19 protein-coding genes are annotated in these 19,050 nt (G+C 72.6%); 2 read left to right on the top strand and 17 right to left on the bottom strand.

Features of this window, described 5'->3' with window-relative positions; genetic code table 11:
- Nucleotides 1-142: 142 nt before the first annotated feature.
- From NH2_RS09175 to NH2_RS09160, 4 genes are all read right to left on the bottom strand, one after another.
- Nucleotides 143-1,078 carry a transposase gene (locus tag NH2_RS09175; protein WP_067651173.1) on the bottom strand — a complete coding sequence of 312 codons (936 nt, stop codon included), beginning with the start codon at nt 1,076-1,078 and terminating at the stop codon, nt 143-145.
- A gap of 235 nt (nt 1,079-1,313) precedes the next feature.
- The gene (locus tag NH2_RS09170) at nt 1,314-2,021 is read right to left on the bottom strand and encodes a DUF6081 family protein (RefSeq protein ID WP_067651170.1); all 708 of its coding nucleotides are present in this window, start codon (nt 2,019-2,021) and stop codon (nt 1,314-1,316) included.
- On the bottom strand, nt 2,018-2,866 hold the full coding sequence (locus NH2_RS09165) for an SAM-dependent methyltransferase (protein ID WP_067651167.1): 849 nt from the start codon (nt 2,864-2,866) through the stop codon (nt 2,018-2,020). The genes NH2_RS09170 and NH2_RS09165 overlap by 4 nt, the downstream gene beginning before the upstream one ends.
- A gap of 133 nt (nt 2,867-2,999) precedes the next feature.
- Nucleotides 3,000-3,467 carry a hypothetical protein gene (locus tag NH2_RS09160; protein ID WP_067651163.1) on the bottom strand — a complete coding sequence of 156 codons (468 nt, stop codon included), beginning with the start codon at nt 3,465-3,467 and terminating at the stop codon, nt 3,000-3,002.
- A 351-nt stretch (nt 3,468-3,818) separates the two neighbouring features.
- Here NH2_RS09160 and NH2_RS09155 point away from each other — a divergent pair, with 351 nt between their 5' ends.
- On the top strand, nt 3,819-4,709 hold the full coding sequence (locus NH2_RS09155; protein ID WP_067651160.1) for a Sco1979 family transcriptional regulator: 891 nt from the start codon (nt 3,819-3,821) through the stop codon (nt 4,707-4,709).
- Here the strand turns inward: NH2_RS09155 and NH2_RS09150 are convergent.
- The 8 genes from NH2_RS09150 to NH2_RS09115 all read right to left on the bottom strand — a co-directional run bounded on the left by NH2_RS09150 (nt 4,706) and on the right by NH2_RS09115 (nt 12,762).
- Entirely contained in the window at nt 4,706-6,415 is a 1,710-nt protein-coding gene (locus NH2_RS09150; RefSeq protein WP_245650481.1) for a RecQ family ATP-dependent DNA helicase, read from the bottom strand. The two genes, NH2_RS09155 and NH2_RS09150, sit on opposite strands and share 4 nt — an antisense overlap.
- 34 nt (nt 6,416-6,449) lie before the next feature.
- Nucleotides 6,450-7,655: a cytochrome P450 family protein gene (locus NH2_RS09145; protein ID WP_245650480.1), complete on the bottom strand. Its 1,206-nt coding sequence runs from the start codon at nt 7,653-7,655 to the stop codon at nt 6,450-6,452.
- A gap of 20 nt (nt 7,656-7,675) precedes the next feature.
- Nucleotides 7,676-8,962, bottom strand: coding sequence for a cytochrome P450 family protein (locus tag NH2_RS09140; RefSeq protein WP_084505354.1), 1,287 nt, complete (start codon nt 8,960-8,962; stop codon nt 7,676-7,678).
- Between the two features lie 196 nt (nt 8,963-9,158).
- Entirely contained in the window at nt 9,159-9,803 is a 645-nt protein-coding gene (locus NH2_RS09135) for a GTP-binding protein (protein WP_067651151.1), read from the bottom strand.
- The gene (locus tag NH2_RS09130; protein WP_067651148.1) at nt 9,784-10,146 is read right to left on the bottom strand and encodes a DUF742 domain-containing protein; all 363 of its coding nucleotides are present in this window, start codon (nt 10,144-10,146) and stop codon (nt 9,784-9,786) included. Before NH2_RS09130 ends, NH2_RS09135 begins: the two co-directional genes overlap by 20 nt.
- Nucleotides 10,143-10,559: a roadblock/LC7 domain-containing protein gene (locus NH2_RS09125; RefSeq protein ID WP_067651145.1), complete on the bottom strand. Its 417-nt coding sequence runs from the start codon at nt 10,557-10,559 to the stop codon at nt 10,143-10,145. Before NH2_RS09125 ends, NH2_RS09130 begins: the two co-directional genes overlap by 4 nt.
- The gene (locus NH2_RS09120; protein WP_245650479.1) at nt 10,556-11,962 is read right to left on the bottom strand and encodes a sensor histidine kinase; all 1,407 of its coding nucleotides are present in this window, start codon (nt 11,960-11,962) and stop codon (nt 10,556-10,558) included. Before NH2_RS09120 ends, NH2_RS09125 begins: the two co-directional genes overlap by 4 nt.
- Nucleotides 11,963-12,159: 197 nt before the next feature.
- Entirely contained in the window at nt 12,160-12,762 is a 603-nt protein-coding gene (locus NH2_RS09115; RefSeq protein WP_067651139.1) for a TetR/AcrR family transcriptional regulator, read from the bottom strand.
- Nucleotides 12,763-12,782: 20 nt separating this feature from the next.
- Here NH2_RS09115 and NH2_RS09110 point away from each other — a divergent pair, with 20 nt between their 5' ends.
- Nucleotides 12,783-13,175, top strand: coding sequence for a hypothetical protein (locus tag NH2_RS09110; RefSeq protein WP_067651136.1), 393 nt, complete (start codon nt 12,783-12,785; stop codon nt 13,173-13,175).
- Between the two features lie 4 nt (nt 13,176-13,179).
- Here NH2_RS09110 and NH2_RS09105 read toward each other — a convergent pair whose 3' ends face one another.
- The 5 genes from NH2_RS09105 to NH2_RS09085 all read right to left on the bottom strand — a co-directional run bounded on the left by NH2_RS09105 (nt 13,180) and on the right by NH2_RS09085 (nt 18,976).
- Nucleotides 13,180-13,911, bottom strand: a complete 732-nt coding sequence (locus tag NH2_RS09105; RefSeq protein ID WP_067651133.1) for a hypothetical protein — start codon at nt 13,909-13,911, stop codon at nt 13,180-13,182.
- Between the two features lie 203 nt (nt 13,912-14,114).
- A complete protein-coding gene (locus NH2_RS09100; RefSeq protein ID WP_157103707.1) occupies nt 14,115-14,768 on the bottom strand; it encodes a hypothetical protein in 654 nt (217 codons plus the stop codon).
- Nucleotides 14,769-15,022: 254 nt separating this feature from the next.
- Nucleotides 15,023-17,248 carry a catalase/peroxidase HPI gene (gene katG, locus NH2_RS09095; RefSeq protein ID WP_067651127.1) on the bottom strand — a complete coding sequence of 742 codons (2,226 nt, stop codon included), beginning with the start codon at nt 17,246-17,248 and terminating at the stop codon, nt 15,023-15,025.
- 33 nt (nt 17,249-17,281) lie between these two features.
- A complete protein-coding gene (locus NH2_RS09090; RefSeq protein ID WP_281202023.1) occupies nt 17,282-17,674 on the bottom strand; it encodes a Fur family transcriptional regulator in 393 nt (130 codons plus the stop codon).
- A 108-nt stretch (nt 17,675-17,782) separates the two neighbouring features.
- Nucleotides 17,783-18,976, bottom strand: a complete 1,194-nt coding sequence (locus NH2_RS09085) for an FAD-dependent monooxygenase (protein WP_067651121.1) — start codon at nt 18,974-18,976, stop codon at nt 17,783-17,785.
- Nucleotides 18,977-19,050 lie beyond the last annotated feature (74 nt).

The following is a 19,050-nucleotide window of genomic DNA, read 5'->3' as shown; positions in this document are numbered from 1 at the left end:
ACTCGCCGCCACTCAGACGATCATGTTAGGAGCTCTCAGCAACTGACGAACCCCGGCATCACGAAATTTGGGCCAGATCCAGTATTCACCTGCCGTCGACAGCCCGGCGCCGCCTGACCGGCCGGGGATGCTCCTATAGATGTCAAGCGGCTGGAGCGGGCTTGTTGATGGTTTCGGTGGGTGGGCTGGTCAGTATGCGGTAGACCTCGCGTGCGACGAATCGTTTGAGGCATCGCATGATCTCTTTCTTCGACATTCCATGTTTGGTGCGGCGTTCGACGTAGGCGCGGGTGCGTGGATCGTGGCGCATGCGGACCAGGACGATGGTGTGCAGGGCGTTGTTGGCGGCGCGGTCGCCGCCGCGGTTGAGGCGGTGGCGGTGGGTGCGTCCGGAGGACGCGGGGATGGGCGCGACGCCCGCGAGGTGGGCGAACGCGGCTTCTGAGCGCATGCGTTGCGGGTTGTCGCCAGCGGTGGCCAGCAGCTGTCCTGCGGTTTCGGCGCCGACGCCGAACATGTCCAGCAGGGCGGGGGCTGCCTGGCGGACCAGTGGACCGATCTGGGTGTCGAGTTCGGTGATTTCGGTGTCCATCCCGAGATGGCGGCGCGCCGGTCGGCGTAGGGCCGCCCGTGTCGCGGTGAGCGGGTCGGACAGGTCGGATCCGGGGCGCAGTGCGGCGAGGGTGCGGATCAGGGTGGCTCGGTCCATGTCCATGGTCTGCTCGCGCAGCCTCGCGGGCGCGGAGACGAGCAGTCCCCGGATCTGGTTCACGGCCTGGGTGCGGGCCTTGACCGCGCTGCGGGGTGCGGCCCGAAGCACTCGCACGGATTCGACGATGCCGTCGCGGCTTTTCGGAATGCCGGTAGCCCGGCCTGACAACACGGCAGTGGCGGCGGCATAGGCGTCGATCGGGTCCGACTTGCCCCGCATCCAACCCAGCAGCGCACGGTACCCGCCGATGGTGGCGGGGAATTCCCGATCGGCCAGATGCCTTCCTACCGAGTCGATCACTGCGCCGTGATGGGTGAGACCGTGGGTATCGACTCCACCGGTGACCGCGATGTCGTTGTGGGTCATGCTTGTCGTGTCCGTCCTTGCTCATCCGTTCCGAGGGCGGCACGCGCCGGTCGGGCGGGTGGACAAGACTGTGGCGGGGCTTCTGGACCAAGCTCCTATGAAGTCACAAGCACCCGTCCGGCCGCGTGCGTGGTGACGCCCGAGCGAGTCGACAAATCCCAAACCGGACAGTCGAAGACGTCAGTCAGTCGGAGGGTCAGACCCGCCCGCAGCGTCACCAAGATCATCATCACAGTCAGTCGACGGTGAAGTCGCGCCAGGCGGCGGCGAGCCCCTGGCCGCGCAGCGAGGTGCTCCGGCCGTCGGCGAGCGGGTGCAGGGTGATGATGCCGAAGCCGATCCGCACCCGCTCCGGCAGCGCGGCCGCGCGCACCGCGTAGATCGGGGTGCCGGCGGCCCGCCACTCCACGCGCTCGGCCGCGCGGTCGATGGTGACCGCGTAGTGCTGGAACTCCCCGGCCTTGACCGCCTCGCCCACCAGCGGGGCGTGCACCACGTGGGTGAACGCGTCGGCCGGGTCGACGACGCCGGGGACGAAGAGCCGCTCGTGGATGGCGTAGGCGTGCCGCCCGGTGGCGATGGCGTCGAAGACCTGCGCGGTCGCCATGTCCAGGACATTGAAGGCGGCGAAGCCGTCGCGGTAGTCGGCGCCGTCCGCGCCGAGATTGGTGGCGGCCATCCGCACGCCGAAGGTGCGCGGCCCGGCGGTGAGGTCGAACTCCGCGGTGGAGACCATGAGGAACTTGGGGTTGTCCAGGATCTGCGCCGCCGGGCAGGCCAGGGTGAACTCCGGGATCCGCACCGCGACGGCGCCGCCCGCGACGGTGACCTCGGCGGCCGGGTCGGCGTAGCGCCATGCCTCGCCGGGGCCGGTCGGGACCTCGAGGAACTGCCAGCGCGCGGGGTCGACGGCGCCGCCGGCGAAGTCGTCGTAGCCGGTCATCGCGCGCCCGGCTTGAATCCGAGGCCGCCGAGCAGCAGCCGCTCCTCGGTGAGCCGGGGGCGCAGCGCGGGGCCCGGCGGCCACCAGTCGTCCAGCTCGACCAGCCCCGGCTCGACGATCTGCAGGTCGCCGAAGTAGGTGGCGATCTGCTCGGCGGTGCGGTACCAGCCGGAGCCGAGCCCCATCTCGGTGAAGCGGCGCTGCAGTTCGAGCGCCATGTCGTGCGCGGGCCCGCCGTCGGCGGGGTCGTAGAAGTGCGTGATGCCGACGTAGGAGCCGGGGGGAAGCGCCTCGATGTAGGAGCGCATGATGCCTGCCGGGTCGAGCGCGTCGTCCACGTGGTGCAGGATGCCGCAGAGGATGAGCGCGAGCGGGCGCTGCAGGTCGAGGTGCGCGGTGACCTCGGAGTGCCGCAGCAGGGTGTCCGGCTCGGTCAGGTCGGCCGGGACGAAGTGGGTGAACTCGTTCTGTTCCAGCAGCACCCGGCCGTGCGCGTTGCAGACCGGGTCGTTGTCCACGTAGACCACGGTGGCCTCGGGGTTCTGCTGCTGGGCGATCTCGTGGGTATTGCCGACGGTGGGCAGCCCGGCGCCGATGTCGAGGAACTGGTCGATGCCCACGGTGCCCGCCAGGTAGCGCACCACCCGGTGCAGCCAGCGGCGATTCATCCTGGCCACGTCGCTCTGCCGGGGCGCGACCTCGGCGACCCGGTCGCGTACCTCGCGGTCGATCGGGTAGTTGTCCTTGCCGCCGAGGGTGGCGTCGTAGACGCGGGCGATGCTGGCCCTCGTGGTGTCCACGCCGACCGGGGCGCGGACGCCGGTCTGCGGAGTGGCTTCGGGCATGGGGACCTCTCTGTGCGGGTGCGAGGCCGCGGGCTCGGGCGCCGATGCGCCGCGGCGGGCTCAGCCTAGAAGCGCCGCCGACACCGCGGCAATAGCCGAATGTGCTGGGCGAGTTGCTGATTCGGGTTCGACATCAGTGCGGCGCCGGGCGCTCCAGCACCCGGCCCGGCAGCAGGCCGCCGCCGACGTGGGTGACCCGCCACCAGTCCACGGTGATCTCCACCGCCTCGACCGGGGCGGCGAGGAAGGGCCGCAGCGCGGGCTCCTTCGCCACGACTGTGCGGAATATCTCGTCCCGCGTCTCCGGTTCGGTGCGCACCGCCGCGGTGCCGACGCCCTGGGCGAAGGGTCCGAGGAAGCCGGTGGGCACCACCTTCACCCCGACGCTCGGGTTGGCGCGCAGCGCGTCGAGGGTGCGGCCGCCCGCCTCGAGCACGATCAGCAGCCGGAAGGGATCGCCGGAGCGCTCGGCGAAGAAGGCGGTGGAGCACCAGTTCGCGCCCGCCCTCGAGGTGGCGAGATCGATGCTGGTGCTGGTCAGGATGGCGGACAGCCGCTCGGCCACCTCGCCATCGGTGAGCTGGAGTTCGTTCGACGTCACGGTCGGCCCCCTGGCACTCGATCCTGGTAGAGCTGCGGTGAGAATGCCCGAGTACCCCGCCCCGGCACCGCTTGCCGGGCACTTTACGCACCCGCCGCGCGCTCCGCTCGATAACCGGGGAACCGATCGCATTGCCGGAGAGCGGGTTTCGCGGTAGCCGACAATCGGGCCGGTCGGTACGGGACACGTCCTCGAAAACACCCGGTACGCGAATTCACGCTAATACCAAGGGAAACCGGGCGCTCCGGGGGCGGTGCGAGGCGGTAGTATCGGCGCGCGACGCGGGGGATGGCGGGTGCCGGAAGCGACTTTCGCGTGCAGGGGTATTCGTTCACCGGCCGGAGGCGGTCCATGACCAACGACGACAACAGCGGCTTCGCCGAGTTCCTCGCCGCCGAGCGGGGGCCGACGGTGCTGCGCGTCGCACTGGGGAGCAGGCTGCGCCAGCTGCGCCAGGAGTGCGAGATCAGCCGGGAGGCGGCGGGGTACGCCATCCGCGGCTCGCACGCCAAGATCAGCAGGCTGGAGCTGGGGCGCACCGGGTTCAAGGAGCGGGACCTGCGTGATCTGCTCACCCTCTACGGGGTGAACGATCCGGTGGCGCGCGAGCCGTTCCTGGAGATGGCCAAGCGCGCCAACGACCCGGGCTGGTGGCAGAGCTACAGCGACCTGCTGCCCAGCTGGTTCGAGACCTACATCGGGCTGGAGCAGGCGGCCACCACCATCCGCACCTACGAGGCGCAGTTCATCCCCGGGCTGCTGCAGACCCCGGACTACGCCCGCGCCGTCATCGAGCTGGGCAATTCCGACGAGACCGATCGCCGGGTGGACATGCGCATGCGCAGGCAGCGCATCCTGACCAGGCCCGCCCCGCCGACCCTGTGGTCGGTGCTGGACGAGAACGCGCTGCGCCGCCCGGTCGGCGGCGCCGAGGTGCTGCGCGAGCAGGTGGCGCACCTGGTGGCGATGGCCGAGCACGCGCACGTGCGGATCCAGGTGCTGCCCTACGCCGCGGGCGGGCACTCGGCGGCGGGCGGGCCGTTCAGCATCCTGCGCTTCCCCGAGCCCGAGCTGCCCGACATCGTCTACACCGAGCAGCTCACCAGCTCCATCTACCTGGACAAGCAGCGCGACGTGGAGCTGTACCTCGCGGTCATGAACCGGCTCGCGGTGCAGGCGCTCTCGCCCGCGGAGAGCACCGGCTTCCTGGAGGACCTGCTGCGCGAGATGCGGAGGGGTTAGCGCTCGTGCAACAGGTCGCCCTCCTCGATCGCGGCCAGCGAGAGGCTGCGGCACCCGGCCTCGGTGAAGAGCACCGTCACCGTCTCCGGTTCGCGCCGGACCACCTCGCCGTCGCCGAACTCCGGGTGCCGCACCGCCGCGCCCGCCGGGAACGGGCCCGCGACGCGCTCGATCGGCGGCGCGGTGCCCGCCAGGCAGGTGTCGCAGTTGCCGCACCGCTCCTCGCGCACCTCGCCGAAGTAGCCGAGCAGGAACTGCCTGCGGCACAGCGGGGTCTCGGCGTAGGCGCGCATGGTCTCCAGCCGGGAGCGGTCGAGCCGGGCGCGGCGCTCGGCGATCTCGGCGGCGCGCTCGGGCGCCGTCTCCGGGTCGGCGCCGGTGCCGCGGAAGCGGCCGTCCGCGGTGCTCTCCACCTGCCCGGCCGCCTCGAGCAGGTTCAGGTTGTTGAGCGTGCGGCGGCGCGAGCGGTCGCTCGCCGCGGTGAGCTCGGCGAGCGTCGCGGGGTCCGGCCTGCGGTGCAGGGTGCGGGCGAGGGCGCGCAGGCCGTCGGTGTCCACCCGGCGGCCGGTGAGGAAGCGCTGCAGCCCGAGGTCCTCGGCGCGGAAGCACAGGATCGCCTCGGCCGGATCGCCGTCCCGGCCCGCGCGGCCGATCTGCTGGTAGTAGGAGTCCAGCGAGTCCGGGACGGCGGCGTGCACGACGGCGCGGACGCCGGGTTTGTCGATACCCATGCCGAAGGCCGAGGTCGCGACCACCACCGCGACCCGGTCGGTGCGGAAGCGCTCGTGCACCGCGTTGCGCTCGGCGGCATTCATCCCCGCGTGGTAGGCGGCGGCGTCGACGCCGCGCTCGCGGAAGGCGGCGGCCAGCCGCTCGGTGTCGCGGCGGGTGGCGGTGTAGACCAGGGCCGGGCCGGTGCTGACGAGGTCGAGCACGGCGGCGTCGCGGTCGTCGGCGGTGTGGGTGGCGCGCACCGAGAGCGCGAGGTTGGGCCGGTCGAAACCGGCGACGATGGTGGCCGGGTCGCGCAGGCCGAGCACGCGGGTGATGTCCTCGCGGACCGGGCCGTTGGCGGTGGCGGTGAGCGCGAGCACCGGCGGCCTGCCGACGCGCTCGGCGGCGTGCGCGAGCCGCAGGTAATCCGGGCGGAAGTCGTGGCCCCAGGCCGAGACGCAGTGTGCCTCGTCCACCACGAAGAGCCCGGGGCGCAGCGCCGCCACCCGGTCGAGCAGCTCGGCCTTGGCGAGCTGCTCGGGGGCGAGGAACAGGTACTTCGCGGTGCCGTCGGCCAGTGCGGCCCACGCCTGCTCGGTGGCCGCGGCGGACTGGGTGGCGTTGATCGCGACGGCGAGCGGCGCGTCGGTCCGCGCCAGCTGCTGGACCTGGTCGCGGTGCAGCGCGGTGAGCGGGGAGACGATCAGCGTCGGGCCGTCCAGCAGCAGCGTCGGCACCTGGTAGACCGCGGATTTCCCGGCGCCGGTCGGCATGACCGCGAGCACGTCGCGGCCCGCGGTGAGCGGGAGCATGGCGTCGAGCTGGGCGGCGCGCAGCTCCGGCCAGCCGAAGGTTCGCTTCGCGACCCGGCAGAGTTCGCGCCGCCGCGCGGCCGGACCGGTCTTGCCGCGCCGCACGGCGGCCTTTCCCGCGCGCCAGAGTGCGGCGACGCCTCGTTCGCGTCGCTGCGCGGCGGTGTCGTTTCGGGGCACCGCCGGGCATTTCCCGCTTGCGCGGCAACGAAACTCAGCTGAGCAGGACCGGCAGCGCGGAGAGATCGTTCTGGGTGAGCACCGGCATGTTCGGCAGCGCCGCGAGATCGCCCGCCGCGCGCAGATTCGGGAAGCGGGCGAAGAGCGCGGGGAGCGCGAGGGTCGCCTCCAGCCGGGCCAGGGTGGCGCCGGGGCAGATGTGCGGGCCGTAACCGAAGGAGATATTGCGGTGCGCGGTGGGGCGGGCGCTGTCGTAGACGTCGGCGTCCACGCCGTGCACGCCGGTGTCGCGGCCGATGGCCCGGTAGGAGATCACCACGCCGTCGCCCGCGGGGATGGTGCCCTCGTCCAGCACGATGTCCTCGGTGGCGAAGCGCATGAGCAGGTGGATGACCGGGCCGTCGAAGCGCAGCGTCTCCTCGACGGCGTCGGCCCAGGAGACCTCGTCGGCGCGGATCCGCGCCAGCTGCTCGGGGTTGCTCAGCAGTGCGCGCACGGTGGCCAGGATCAGGTTGACGGTGGTCTCGTGGCCCGCGGCGACCAGCGCCTCCAGGTTGCCGATCACCTCCTCCTCGGTGAGCGGCTCCTCACCGTCGCCGTTCTCGTGGATCAGCGCGGAGGTGAGGTCGTCGGCCGGGGTGGCGGTCTTCTCCCGGACCAGCGCGGTGTAGTAGGTGGTGAGCCGGTCGATGGTGGCGAGCCGCTCGTCCTGCGGGGTGAGCAGCGAGAAGAACGCCTTGTACCAGGTGAGCAGCTGCTCGTGGTCGGTGCGCGGCACGCCCATGAGCTCGCTCACCACGCGCATGGGCAGCGGGTAGGCGAAGACCTGCTTGAGGTCGACCGGCTCGCCCGTGGCACCGGCGGCCTCCAGGTCGTCGAGTAGCTCGGCGACGTAGCGCTCGACGATCGGGCGCAGCGCGTCCAGCCTGCGCCGGGAGAGCGCCTGGGTGGTCTTGATCCGCAGCCGGCGGTGCTCGGCGCCGTCCACGGTGAACATCGAGCGCTTGACATCGATCATGCCGATCAGCGGCCACTCCCTGGTGACCACGCCGTCGCTGAAGAGCTTCCAGGCACCGATGTCCTTGACCAGCCGGGGATCGGTCAGCAGCTGCCTGGCCAGGTTGTGCTGCGTCACCGTCCACGCGGGCACGCCGAGCAGCTCGATGCGGGTCAGCGCGCCCGCCGCGCGCAGCCGATCGGTCTCACCCGCGAGATCGCCGACCATCGGATCGATGGGCACGGCATGCGGGCAGGATGAACTCACAGAAAACCTCCGACTGCGGGGACTGGCGTGAAATGTACCGGGAGCGAGGTCATTCCGCGCAGGAACGCCGACGGCCTGCGCACCAGGCTGCCGGGGGCGACGGCCAGATCGAGGTCGGGCAGCCGGTCGAGCAGCACCTCGAGCCCGGTCCGCGCGATGATCTCGGCGATCTGCTGCGCCGGGTACGGGCAGCGGTACTCGCCGTGGCTGAACGCGAAGTGCGCGTTGTTGCCGGAGTGGGTCGGGTCGGTGCTGCCGCCCGCGCCGTCGGCGTGCTGGCGCACGTGCGGGTCGGCATTGGCGGCGGCCAGCCCGAGCAGCAGCATGTCGCCCGCCCTGATGGTCTCGTCGCCGAGCCTGGTGTCGCGGGCGGCCCAGCGCCCGGCCAGGATCTGGGTGGGGGTGTCCTCCCAGAGCACCTCGTTCATGGCCTGGCCGATGCTGTGCCGCCCGGCGCCGAGCGCGGCGGCGAAGCGGTCGTCGGTGAGCATGAGCCGCACCGAGTTGCCGATCCAGTCCGCGGTGGGCAGGTGCCCGGCGGCGGTGATCGCCATCAGGTCGAGCACGTACTCCTCGTCGGTGAAGCGCTCGTGGTGCTGCAGCAGCCGGGCCACCAGGTCGTCGCCGCGCCGGGACTTGGCCAGCGCCAGCAGGTTCTGCATGAGCTCGCCGAAGGCGCCGTAGGCGGCCTGGGCGTCGGCGCCGCCGTCGGCGAGGGTCTTCATGGTCCAGGCCAGCTGGGCGCCGTCCTCGTCGGGGAAGCCGAGGATCCAGGCGAGCGCGAGCACCGGCAGCGGCTCGGCGTACTCCGCGACCAGGTCGGCCTCGCCGCGGCCGCAGAAGCCGTCGATGAGCCGGTCGGCGAGCAGCTCGCAGGTGCGGCGCAGCCCGAACCCGTCGACCGCCTCCAGCGCGGGCTCCACCATGGCCAGGTGCCTGCGGTGCTCGGCGCCCGCGCTGAAGTAGATCGAGGGCATGGGCCGCCCGACCATGGGCAGCAGCGGCCAGTCCTCGGGGATGTTCGGCCACTGGTTCCAGAGCCCGACGTCGCGCGGGAAGAGGTCGGGGTCGCTGGTCACCTGGTGCAGCTCGCGGTAGCCGATGACCAGCCAGGCGGGCACCCCGCCCGGCAGCTCGACGGCGACCACCGGGCCGTGGTCGCGGCGCATCTCGCCGTAGAGCCGGTGCGGGTCGGTGTGGAAGCGGGGGCCGCTGAGCGGCACCGCGGCCTGCGGGCTCACCGGGCAGCCCGCCATCCTGGCGGTGTTCTCCGGGCGCGTCACGGGCGCGCTCCGCGCACCGGTGCGGCCAGGGCTGGGACGAGGTCGGGCACCATGGTTCTCCGGCGGGTCCGGCGGCCGGGCGGCCGCAGCTGAGGGGGTGGGGTCGGGCTGCCGCTCACCGGGCGGGGGTAGTGCCGCTGCGGGTCGGTGTGGAGGCGCGGGCCGACCGGCGGCACCGCCCGGTGTTCGGCGTGGGTCAAAACCGCGCCCCGGGGGCGACGATGCCGCGTCCGGGCGACGCCACGCCGGTGGCGGTGCCGTGCAGGTGCTCGACCAGGGCGATGAGGACGTGCTTGGCCGAATCCCTGGAGCGCGCGTCGCAGTCGAGCAGGGGGACGTGCGGGTCGAGGTCGAGCGCGTCGCGCACCTCCTCCAGCCGGGACGCGCCGCCGAAGTTGTTGCAGGCCACCACGAATCGGGTGCGCTGCGCCTCCAGCCGGTCGATGGCGTACCAGGAGTCGGCGATCCGGCGCCGGTCGACCAGCACGATGGCGCCGAGCGCGCCGGCGAAGAGCCGGTCCCAGAGGAACCAGAACCGCTCCTGGCCGGGCGCGCCGAACAGGTAGAGCACGTGCTCGGCGTCGATGGTGATGCGGCCGAAGTCGAAGGCGACGGTGGTGGTGGTCTTGCCCGGCGCGCCGGTGGTGTCGTCGATGCCGAGCCCGGCGTCGGTCATGGTGGCCTCGGTGTCCAGCGGGCGGATCTCGCTCACCGCGCGCACCAGCGTCGTCTTGCCGACGCCGAATCCGCCGACCACCACGATCTTGAGCCCCTGATTGGTGCTGGCCAGCAGCGGGGCGTCGGCGCGGCTGGGCCGGTGGTCAGAGATTGCGGAGTCCAACGAGCACCTTCTCCAGAGTGGTCGAGTCTGCGGGCGGCATCCGGTAGGCGCCGTCCGCCCCGTGCGGATGGCGCACCGTGATCTTCCCGGCGTGCAACAGATCCGACAGCAGAATCGTGGTGATGCCGACCGGGAGCCGCAACTCGGCCGCGATCTCGACCACCGCGATCGGCGCCCGGCACAGCTCCAGGATGGCGGTGTGCTCGGACTGCATGCCCGGCGCCGGGTCGCACTCGCCCACCACCAGGGTCACCAGATCGAAGGCGTCGGAGTCCGGGCGGGTGCGGCCGCCGGTGAGCGTATAGAGCCGATCGGGGTCGTCGTCGCGACCTGGCCTGGTCACGACAGGCTCGCTCCCGTGACCCGCGGTGCCATCGCGAGGTGCTCGCCGAGCTGCTCGACGATCTCGCGCATATTGTGGCCGACCAGCCCGGCGTCGGCCTCCTCGTCGCCGAGCACCGCGATGTGCGATCCGCGCCCGGCCTCGACGATGAACAGGATGCCGCCGTAGAACTCGGTCATCGACTGCCTGACCCCGCTGCGGCCGTCGCCGAACTCGGCCGAGGCGCCGTGCGAGAGGCTCTGGATGCCCGCCGCGATGGCGGCGAGCTGATCGGCCTTGTCGACCGAGAGTTCGGGGGTGTGGCAGATCTTGAGCCCGTCACCGGAGAGCAGTAGCGCGTGCCTGGCGTGCGGCGTGCGGGCGAGCAGCTGTTCCAGCAGCCAGCCCAGTTGCGCGGGTGTGGAGGTAGTCATCGATCGTTCTCCAGGGCGGGTGAGGGGGAGGAGTGCGGCGGCGCGACGGCATCGTCGCGGCCGGTCACCGCACGCTGGAAGGCGCCGAGCGCGGAGGGCTCGACCTTGTGCGCGGCGCTCGCGGCCCTCGCCGGGGCGGCATCGGCGCCGATCCCGGCGGGGTGCACGGCCGCGAGCGTGCTGCCGCGGCGGCGCTTGGGCAGCGGCGCGTCGCCGGCGGGCAGCGCGGCCGGTTCGGCCTCGGCGCGCTCGACGGCCAGTGCTGCCTCCGCCGGTCCGGCGGGGGCGAGCTGGGGGCGGCGGGTGCGGTCGACCCGCGCGGTGAGGTCACGCGGCACCACGATCACCACGGCGGTGCCGCCGATGGCCGAGGGCCGGTAGGAGACGGTGAGGCCGTGCTTGCGGGCCAGGTGCCCGACCACGGCGAGGCCGAGCCTGGTCCCGGTCAGCGAGGCCAGGTCGGCCGAGGAGATGCCGCGGCCGCCCGCGCCGGCGCCGGAGACCGCGAACTCGGCCCGGCGCAGCGCGGACTCGCTCATCACCAGGCCGCTGTCCTCGATGGTGACGACGACGCCTGCGGGCACCTCGGCCGCGTAGACGTGCACCTCGGTGGTGGGCGGGGAGAAGTTGCAGGCGTTGTCGAGCAGCTCGGCGAGCGCGTGCATGACGCCCTCGGCGGCGTGCCCGGCGATCCCGACGTCGGCGACGGCGCGCAGCCGCACCCGCTGGTACCCGGAGACCCGGCCCATCGCGCCGCGCAGGATGGATTCCATCGCGATCGGCTTGGCCCAGCGCCGCCCGGAGCGCGCGCCGGAGAGCACCGCGATGCTGTCGGCGAGCCGCCCGGCCTGCGCGGTGCGGTGGTCCAGGTGCAGCAGGTCGGCCAGCACCTTGGGGTCGGCGTGCTTGTGCTCCATCTCGCGCAGCTCGGCCAGCATGCTGGTGGTCATGGCCTGCATGCGCCCGGCGGCGCCGGCGAAGGCGGCCATGGCGGCGGCCCTGCGGTGCTCGCTCTCCCTGGCCCGGCCGACCGCGTCGTCGGTGGCGGCGCCGTCCTGCGCGCGCATGGCCTCGGCGCCGGCCGCCCGGTGCTCGGCCTCGGCGATCCGCTCCTTCGCCTCCGCGTTCCCGGCCTCGACGGCGGCCTGCGCGGCCGCGGCCGCGGCGGCGGCCTCGGCGGCCTTGCGGTGGAACCGCAGCCCGACGAGCACCGCGACGGTGAACAGCAGCCCGCCCGCGGCGCCGACCACGGAGAGGATGACCCGGGTATCACCGGAGGTCAGCACGCCGGGCGGGACCACGAGCCCGACGATGACCACCACGATCGACAGCAGCGCCACCACGAGGGGGCGCGACCCTGGACTCGCGGGCTCGTCGGCCCGCGGCTTGGAAGAATCCGACACGTCCTGCACTTTCGCGCTCGCCGGAGGGCGTCGTGTCGGCGCCTCCGACCCTTGCTGCGGCGATCTGGATAACCGAAGTCGCAGCCCGGCAAGCAGATCCGAAAATTTCGCGGTTGAGAATAGCGGCCACGGGGTAAAGCCGCCACTCGAGATTCCGTGACCGGGGCGGGCACCGCCCACGGGGCGGGAAAGGTGAATCAACCTTGTCGGACGCCCAGGTTCGGGACGGTCAGCAGCGCGCGCACCGCGGCGGCGAGATCCTCGGCGAGCCACTCCGGCGGGGCGGGGGAGTGCCTGCGCAGCGCGGCGTAGGGGAGGTCAACGACGGCGCGGCTGACGGCCTCGACCGCGCGCGCGCCGGCGGCGCCGGTCAGGGCGGTGGCGAGGTGGTCGAGGCGGGCGTAGAGCGGGACGTTGAGTTCGTCGCGGCGAGCGCGGAAGGCGGCGTCGGGGCCGCCGTCGAGGAGGTCGGCCGGGCGCACGCCGAGGAGCAGCCGGGCGTCGTCGGGCAGGTCGCGGCCGAACTCCAGGGTGGCGAGCGCCATGGCGATACCCGCCTGGACGGGATCGGCGGCCGCGGCGGCGGCGAGCGCCCGGCGCTGGAAGCGCTCCAGCGCGCGCAGCCAGAGCGCGCCCAGCACGCCGTCGCGGTTGCCGAAGCGGTGGTAGAGCGTGCCGACCGGGGCGCCGCTGGCCGCGGCGATGGCGGCGACGCTTGCCGCCCGCGGGCCGTCGCCGAGGACGAGCGCGCGGGCGGCGTCGAGGATCACATCGGTGTCGTGCTTGCGGGGAGGTGCCACTACTAGTACGTTCCTTCTATATGGAGCGTTTACCCTATATCGATGAGCATGCCAGATCCTTCGCCGCCGAGCCCGAGCGGGTGTGGCGCGCGCTGCTGACCATGGTCTGCCGCGACCCCGACGACCCCGCGACCGTCCCGCTCGGGTTCCGGCTCGGCGAGGCGGATGCGCCGCGCCGGCTCGCGCTGCGCGGCCAGCACTGGTTTTCCCGGTACGAGCTGATCTTCGAGCTGGACGACCTCGGTCCGGATGGCACCCGGGTGCGCGCGCAGAGCTGGGCGGAGTTCCCCGGGTTGCACGGGACGGTCTACCGGGCGCTGGTCATCGGCTCCGGCGGGCATCGGATCGTGGTGCGCGAGATGCTGCGCCGGATCGGCGCCGCGCTGCCGGGCATCCCGGTGACCCGGGCCTGACGATTCAGCGCGAGTTCGCGGCCTCGAGCGCGGCGGCGCCGACCCCGGCGAGGACGTCCTGGGTGTGCTCGCCGGTGTCGCCGATCGTGTTGGCTACCACGACGTAGCCCGCGCCGAACGAGGCCGAGGCCACCTCCGAGATCCCGGTGTCGGACCAGCCCCACTTGGTGCCCTGAACGCCGGGTACCTCGGCGGTACCCCAGTTCTGCTCGGTGCCGTCGGCGGCGACCGGCGCGGCGTCGGCCATCCAGTCCAGGATCGGTGAGCCGGGGTCGGTGCAGAGTTTGGTGAGCAGGAAGGTGGCCACGTCGGCGGTGCTGGTGGTCGAGGTGCCCCAGTAGCCGCCCCCGGTGTTGGTCAGCCCGTACTCGGCGGCGATCTCGGCCACCGCATTCGGGTAGGCGGCGTCGAGCGTGTCGGCCGCGGCGTCGTCGGAGAAGCGGATGGCGCGTTCGGCGGCGGCGAGGTCGGCGGGGACGCCGCGCCGCACGGCGTAGTCGGCGAGGTAGAGCTTGGCCAGCGAGAGCGCGGCGCGCGGCTCGTTCTCGTTGGCCGAGCCCCACCGGTCGCCGCGCAGCGTGCGGGCCGAGAACGCGGTCCTGGCGGGCACCTCGTCGGTGGCGATGGTCACCGGGGCGGGCTCGGTCACCGGGGCAGGCTCGGCACCGGCGACCGGTGCGGGCAGGACACAGGACGCGGCGACGGCGAGCGCGATACAGAGCAGTCGAGCAGGCACGGAAACCTCCGGCGGAAATCGGTGACGCGTGCCGGTGGGTCACCGCGGGTGAGTACAGACCGCATGCCCGGTTTCGCCGCGGCGAAACCCCGGCGCGGCCCCCCACGGTGCCGCTGCGCGGAAGTTCGGCCGCGATGGCGAACTCCGATGCAAGGTAGCACGATCCGGCTCGGGCGGCGAATGACGCAGCGGCCCCGGCATACTCAGCCGGGCAGCACCGTGTCCGCCACGGCCGCCGCGATCCCGGCGAAGACATCGGCGGTGTGCTCGCCGGTGCCGCCGGTGGTGTGCGCGACCACCACGAAGCCGGGGCCGAAGGAGGCGGAGGCGACCTCGGGGGTGCCGGTGTCGGACCAGGCCCACTTGGAGCCGATGACGCCGGGGACGTCGGCGGTGCCCCAGTTCTGCGCCGTGCCGTCGGCCGCGGTGGGGGCGGCGGTGGCCATCCAGAGCAGGAGCGGGGAGTTCGGGTCGGTGGTCTGCTTGGCGAGCAGGAAGGTGGCGACGTCGGCGGTGCTCGTGGTGACGGTTCCCCAGTACTCGCCCGCGGTCCGGGCGAGCCCGTATTCGGCGGCGATCGCGCCGATGGCCTGCGGGTAGCGGGCGCCGAGGGTGTCGGCGGCGGCGTCGTCGGAGAAGCGGATGGCGCGTTCGGCGGCGGCGAGGTCGGCGGGGACGCCGTGCCGCACCGCGTAGTCGGCGAGGTAGAGCTTGGCCAGCGAGAGCGCGGTGCGCGGCTGGGTCTCGTTCCCGGTACCCCAGCCACCGAGCGGGGTGCGCAGGGCGAAGGCGGTGCGCGCGGGGACGCCGTCGGCGGCCGGGTCGGCGCCCGCCGCCGGGGCCCCGGTGAAACACACGCCGACGACGAGACCGGCGAGGACGAGACGGCGAGCGAACACAGGAGCCTCCGGGTGTGCGAGTGGTCGCCGGTCGGCAACCGGCGCGGATGCACCCCGCTTGCCCCCGCTCGGGCCACGGAAACCTCCGCGGTGGGCGGTGACGATCCGCTCGGGGGCGAGGACGACGGCTGCGTGCGCGCCGTGTTCCGCCGGTGAGCCGGAACGAGTCCGGGCCGGCCCCGAAGGACCGGCCCGGCATTGATGAGCGACGATCAGCGCAGGTCGAAACGATCGTTCTCGGCGACCTTGGCCCACGCGGCGGCGAAGTCGTTCACGAACTTCGCGGCCCCGTCGTTCTGGGCGTACACCTCGGCGAGCGCCCGCAGCTGCGAGTGCGAGCCGAAGACCAGGTCGTTGGCGGTGGCGGTGTAGACCGGGGTGCCGCCGCGGGTTCCCTCGTAGACGTTCTCCTCGGACTTCGAGCCCTTCCACTCGATGTCCTGATCGAGCAGGTTGACGAAGAAGTCGTTGGACAGCACACCCGGCCGGTCGGTGAACACGCCGTGCTCCTTGCCGGCGTAGTTGGCACCGAGCACGCGCAGCCCGCCGATCAGCACGGTGAGCTCGGGAGCGGTGACATCGAGCAGGTAGGCGCGGTCCAGCAGCAGCCGCTCCAGCGGCGCCTTCTCACCCGGGCGGACGTAGTTGCGGAAGCCGTCGGCGCGCGGCTCGAGCACCGCGAACGACTCCACGTCGGTGTCCTCCTGCGTGGCGTCGGTGCGCCCGGGGGAGAACTTCACGGTGATCTCGTGACCCGCGTCCCGGGCCGCCTTCTCCACGGCCGCGTTGCCCGCGAGCACGATGGTGTCGGCCAGCGAGATCTTCTTGCCGCCGCTCGCGGAGGCGTTGAAGTCCTGCTGGATCTGCTCCAGCACCGGGAGCACCTTGGCCAGCTCGGCCGGCTCGTTGACCTCCCAGTTCTTCTGCGGGTCGAGCCGCAGCCTGGCGCCGTTGGCGCCGCCGCGGAAGTCGGTGCTGCGGAAGCTCGACGCCGCCGCCCACGCCGTCTTGACCAGCTGCGCGACCGAGAGCCCGGACTCCAGCACCGTGGCCTTGAGCACGGTGACGTCCTGCTCGTCGACGAGCTCGTGGTCGACGTCGGGGACCGGGTCCTGCCACAGCTGCGGCTCGGGCACCCAGGGGCCGAGGTAGCGGCTGATCGGGCCCATGTCGCGGTGCAGCAGCTTGTACCAGGCCTTGGCGAACGCCTCGGCGAGCTGCTCGGGGTGGTCGAGCCAGCGGCGGGTGATCTCGCCGTAGATCGGGTCCTCGCGCAGCGCCAGGTCGGTGGTGAGCATGCCGGGGGCGCGCCGCGGTCCGTCGAACGGGTCGGGGACGGTGCCCTCGCCCGCGCCGTCCTTCGGCTTCCACTGCCAGGCGCCCGCCGGGCTCTTGTGCAGCTCCCACTCGTAGCCGTAGAGGTTCTGCAGGAAGCCGTTGCTCCACTGGGTCGGGGTGGAGGTCCAGATGACCTCGAGCCCGGAGGTGATGGCGTCGCCGGCCTTGCCGCTGCCGTGCGTGCTCTTCCAGCCCAGCCCCTGCTGCTCGATCGGCGCGCCCTCGGGCTCGGCGCCGACCAGATCGGGGTTGCCCGCGCCGTGCGTCTTGCCGAAGGAGTGGCCGCCGATGATCAGCGCGGCGGTCTCCTCGTCGTTCATCGCCATCCGGCCGAAGGTCTCGCGGATGTCCTTGGCGGCGGCCAGCGGGTCCGGGCGGCCGTTCGGGCCCTCCGGGTTCACGTAGATGAGCCCCATCTGCACCGCGCCGAGCGGGCCGGAGAGTTCACGCTCGCCGCTGTAGCGCTCGTCGCCGAGCCAGGTGTCCTCCGGGCCCCAGAAGACCTCCTCCGGCTCCCACACGTCGGGGCGGCCGAAGCCGAAGCCGAAGGTCTGGAAGCCCATGGATTCCAGCGCCACGTTGCCCGCGAAGACCAGCAGGTCGGCCCAGGAGAGGCTGTTGCCGTACTTCTGCTTGACCGGCCACAGCAGCCGGCGCGCCTTGTCCAGGTTGCCGTTGTCGGGCCAGCTGTTCAGCGGGGCGAAGCGCTGCGCGCCCTGCCCGCCGCCGCCGCGGCCGTCGGCGATCCGGTAGGTGCCCGCGGCGTGCCAGCTGAGCCGGATGAACAGCCCGCCGTAGTGCCCGAAGTCGGCGGGCCACCAGTCCTTGGAATCGGTCAGCACCGCGGTGACGTCGGCCTTGACCGCGTCCACGTCGAGCTTCGCGAACTCCTTGGCGTAGTCGAAGTCGGGCCCGAGCGGGTTCGACTTCGAGGAGTGCGCGTGCAGCACCGAGAGGTCGATCTGCTCCGGCCACCAGTCCTGGTTGGTGTGCGGGCGGCGCTCGGGGTGCGCGGTCGGGGACTTGAGCGCCGGGTTCTCGCTCTCGCTGTTGCTGCTGGTGGCAGTGTCGGGAGCGGGCGGACGGCTATCGGATGTCACGACGTTCCTTCCTGAGGGGGTGATGGGCTGCGATCAGGACTTGCAGGCGGGGCAGCGGCCCCAGTAGATGACCTCGGCCTCGTCGATCGAGAAGCCGTGGTCGTCGGTCGCGGTCAGGCACGGGGCCGGGCCGGTGGCGCAGTCGACGTCGGCGATGGCGCCGCAGTCGCGGCACACCACGTGGTGGTGGTTGTCGCCGACCCTGGTCTCGTAGCGGGCGACCGATCCGAGGGGCTGGATGCACCGGATCAGCCCCACCGCGGTGAGGGTGTGCAGCGAGTCGTAGACCGCCTGGTGCGAGACGGCGGCGAGCCGGTCGCGCACCGCGCGGATGATGGAATCCGTATCGGCGTGCGGGTTTTCGTGCACCGCGCTGAGCACCGCCATGCGCGGGGCGGTCACCCGAAGCGACACGCCCCGCAGCATCTGCTGGAACTCGGTCGCCGTCGGCACAACCGAGAGTCTCGTTCTTTCTTTGGATTCAGTCAAGGGTTTGCTCGAGTTTGTCGGCTCGTAAGACTCGCCCCCGGCGGGTCAGGCTGTGATGGGCTGGTTCCAGTCGATGCGGTGGCGCTGTTCGGTACCGAGCATCTTCTCCGGGTCCATCATGCGCATGGCGATCGGCATGAGCAGGTTCATGACGACCCGGGCGACCGGACCGGGCGCCTTGCTGTGGTTGATCTTCGCGGCGCGCGCGGCGATACCCTCGACGCGCGGGCGGCGCAGCGCCTCGTAGGCGGCGAAGGCGGCGCCGGGGGTGGGCAGGTCGCGCAGGCAGCGGGCGAGTTCGACGGCGCTCTCGATGGCGAGCGAGGCGCCCTGGCCGGAGCTGTTCGACGGCGCGTGCACGGCGTCGCCGACCAGGACCAGACGGTCGCGGTACCAGTGCGGCACCGGCGGCATGATGTGCAGCGCGCCCCAGACCTCCAGCGTCTCCGGGGTGGTGGCGCGGGTGAGCGCGGCGCCGGGGGTGTCCTCGGCATAGGTCTCGCGCAGGGTGCGCAGCCACTGCTCGGCGGGGATCGCCCTCGCCTCGGCGGAGGTGAGGTATTCGGAGTGTGGCAGGTTGGCGCCCCACATGACCCGGCCGTCGCCGAGCGGGCAGTACAGGTAGTAGGCGCGTTTGCCGTACGCGAACTGCATGGTGCCCGCGGGAATGCCGACCTCGCACGGCACGACGGCGCCGAAGCCGAGCATGCCGGTGTACTCCGGGCCCGGCGCGGCCGGGTCGATCAGCCCGCGCACCGCGGAGCGGATGCCGTCGGCGCCGATCAGGATGTCGGCGGTGGCGGTGCGGCCGTCGGCGAAGCGGGCAGCCACACCGTCCTCGTGCTCGTCGGCGCCGGTGAGCCTGGCGCCGAACTCGAACGGCACACCGGCGGCGGCCGCGTGCTCGCGCAGCACCCGGACCAGCCCGGCGCGGTCGACCAGGGAAAGCGGCGGCAGGTCGTCGAGCCCGGGCAGCTCGTGGGTGTGGCGCCCGACCGACATGCGGGTGCGCTGGACCGGGACGTCGATGGCGCGCACGGCGTCACCGGCGCCGATGATGTCGAGCGCGGCCAGCCCGTTGGGGGCGAGCGCGAGCCCGGAGCCGGGCCAGGCGGCGTCGGCCGGATGGGCCTCGTACACGCGGGCGTCGATACCGGCCATGCGCAGGGCGGTGGCGGCGACGGTTCCGGCGATGCCGCCGCCTGCGACGATCGCGGTGCGGATTGCGGAAGTGGACATGGGGATTCTCCTGATTCGGGCAGCCCGAACCGTCCCGCGCGCCCACCCGGATATCCTCGTGGTGCCAGCCTCGT

The organism is Nocardia harenae NBRC 108248, from assembly GCF_001612885.1.
GTDB classification, from domain to species: Bacteria; Actinomycetota; Actinomycetes; order Mycobacteriales; family Mycobacteriaceae; genus Nocardia; species Nocardia harenae.
This window is presented reverse-complemented; position numbering and strand designations above follow the sequence as displayed.